This is a genomic window from Streptomyces sp. NPDC005195 (assembly GCF_040608315.1).
GTDB lineage: Bacteria > Actinomycetota > Actinomycetes > Streptomycetales > Streptomycetaceae > Streptomyces > Streptomyces kaempferi.
Window position 1 is genome coordinate 1 of record NZ_JBEXHZ010000222.1, and the last position, 2824, is coordinate 2824.

The window sequence follows — 2824 nt, forward strand, 5'->3', positions numbered from 1 at the left end:
TGGTCCTTCACTCTCACGTAAAAGAACTCGCGGTAGCGGGCGAACTTGGCCGCCAGGACGCCGTCGGCTTCCGTGCACCGGTCCACCTCCACCAGCAGAACCGGCAGTCCGGCCTCCGGAACCCGCAGCACCGCGTCCGCACGCACCGACGGACGCGTACGGCTCACGCCGGGCAGGCGATGCACCACCTCCGTCGCCCACGACGCCACCGACCCAAACCCCGCCGGGACAGCCGGTGCGACATGCATGGCGGGCTCTGCGGACTTACCGGGGACGGGGGTTGGGGTGGTGCGGGTAATGGGGCGGGTGGGGACGGGCTGGGTGCCGGTGAGGGCGATGACGCTCTCGTTGACGGCCATCGCGTGCGGGGCACCCGAGCGGGCCGCACCTCGCGCGGTGCCGCCCATGTCCGCGGCCGGACGTCCGAGGACCTCAGCCGCGGCGGTCAGACCGAGCGGGGGCAGGCCCCACAACTTCTGCCCGGTCCTGGCACTTCCCTCGGAGAGCGTCAGCCCGTGCTTGGCCAGGTCGAGGAGGGCGTTGCATACGCCCTTGCTGTCCTTGTGTCCCGGACAGGTCAGCCTGCGGATCTGATCCGCACTCGCCACCTTCAGCACACCGAGCACGGCAAGCACATGCCCGCGCACCAAGCCGGTCGACCCGTACGGATACATCAACGAACCACCCACACCACACACTCCTCCCCAACTCACCGCCCCTGGCGCCGGCAGGCGCCCGAGGCCGCGGACCGGCCACGCCAGGCCGACCACGACCGGCCGGCAGTATGCACCACCACTGCGCACTCACCGCCACGCTTATCTCGGGTGCCAGCGAGGCAGCAGGGATGTAGGGCAAGTGGCCGTTTTCGTACATGCCTTACGGGCATCCGAGGGATCGTCAGGCACGTACGGCATGTGCGTATGCGTTGTGGGTGCGCCACCCTGCGCCGGATCAACGAATTCCTGAGCGATCCCCCCTGCCGAGTGATTGTCGGCGGAGGATGCCCCTCGCGGCCCGTCGTGCTCACCCTGCCTGGGTCCAGTCGCCCGCCTCCGTGTCCCGGATCCTCTGGTTCAGTCGCGGCACCGGACCGTCGGGTGCGGTCTCGGTGGGGCGCACGAACGTCCAGGCGACCGCCCCGGCCCATGGTCGGGGCGGTCGCGCGTCCCCGCCATACCGAATATGACGAACCGTCATAATACGTCCTGTTCTGTCAGCCCGATCGGGAGGATTGCTGTGACTATCTGTCAAACCGTGAGGGGGGTGGGCGCGCAGGAGGCCCTCCCGTCGTCGGCGCCGCCTGGTCTTCGAGTGCGTCGCTCGTGGGGTGGGTTGCCGCGGGCGCTGGCGGCAGGTCTCGTCCTGGTGGCCGGCCTGGCCCTGCCCATGGTGGCCCCGCAGCTCGCCCAGGCCGTGCCGCCCGGCACCTACGCCTACGTCACCAACTTCAGCGATGACACGGTGTCGGTGATCAACACCGCGACGAACACGGTGGTGGTCACGGTTCCCGTCGGCGATGCGCCGTGGGAAGTGGCGGTGTCGCCGAACGGCACCCGCGCCTACGTCACCAACCGCGCCGATAACACGGTGTCCGTGATCAACACCGCGACCGACACGGTCGTCGCCACCATCTCAGTCGGCCCTGCGCCCCTGGGGGTGGCGGTGTCGCGGAACGGCACCCGCGCCTACGTCACCAACTTCAGCGCCAACACGGTGTCCGTGATCAACACACACACCAACACGGTCGTCGCCACCATCCCCGTCGGCAATGCGCCCATCGGGGTGGCAGTGTCGCCGAACGGCACCCGCACCTACATCACCAATTCCGACGCCAACACGGTGTCCGTGATCAACACCGCCACCAACACCGTCGTCGCCACCATCCCCGTCGGCAACTTCCCGTTCGGGGTGGCGGTGTCGCCGAACGGCACCCGCGCCTACGTCACCAACTACAGCGATGACACGGTGTCCGTGATCAACACACACACCAACACGGTCGTCGCCACCATCCCCGTCGGCGATGCGCCCCAGGGGGTGGCGGTGTCGCGGAACGGCACCCGCGCCTACGTCATCAACGCCGACGGCGACACAGTGTCCGTGATCAACACGCACACCAACACGGTCGTCGCCACCATCCCCGTCGGCGATGCGCCTCGAGAGGTGGCGGTGTCGCCGAACGGCACCCGCGCCTACGTCACCAACGCCAACGCCGACACAGTGTCCGTGATCAACACCGCCACCAACACCGTCGTCGCCACCATCCCCGTCGGCGACCTCCCGTTCGGGGTGGCGATCGGGGTCGTGCCCCGGGGCCACGGGAAGCCCGACCACGGCAAGCCGGGTCACGGAAAGCCAGGCCACGACCGGCCCAACCACGGCCACCGCCCCGGACCCCGATAACCGCACACCCGCATCACGAACGCCCCGGCGCCGGCCGCCCACCCCCGGACCACCAGCGCCGGGGCATCCCATGACCACGCAACCCCACACCACGGCCCGCCGCCCAAAGCCTCCGCCGACCCTTTGCACCAACCCCCGCCCTCACACCCCTCAGCAGACGACGCCGCGGCATGCGGGACCACCAGGCCCGCCGCACACCGCCCGCACCCCGACCACAGAACCGACCACGGCACTGCGCGACCCATACGCGCCGATTGCGCAGGCCCCGCGCAACCAACTGCCCTACAGGCTGCGCCTCCCTGCACACGCCCCACCCGGCAGCCCGAGGGCGTGCCTGGTACGGGCGTAGCCCCGGTCCGGGGTCGGTCCCGGCCGGGGCGTCGCCCGTGAGTGTGAAGGGCGGTCGCCTTCGCGGCGTAAGGCT

General features: G+C 70.0%; 2 protein-coding genes. One reads left to right on the plus strand and one right to left on the minus strand.

The features are described from left to right. Positions 1-689, minus strand: a 689-nt coding sequence (locus ABZV34_RS38205; protein WP_356287529.1) for a replication-relaxation family protein, incomplete at its 3' end; no start/stop codon positions are given. 643 nt (positions 690-1332) lie between these two features. Here ABZV34_RS38205 and ABZV34_RS38210 point away from each other — a divergent pair. Beyond that, positions 1333-2400: a beta-propeller fold lactonase family protein gene (locus ABZV34_RS38210; protein WP_356287532.1), complete on the plus strand. Its 1068-nt coding sequence runs from the start codon at positions 1333-1335 to the stop codon at positions 2398-2400. Positions 2401-2824: the final 424 nt, after the last annotated feature.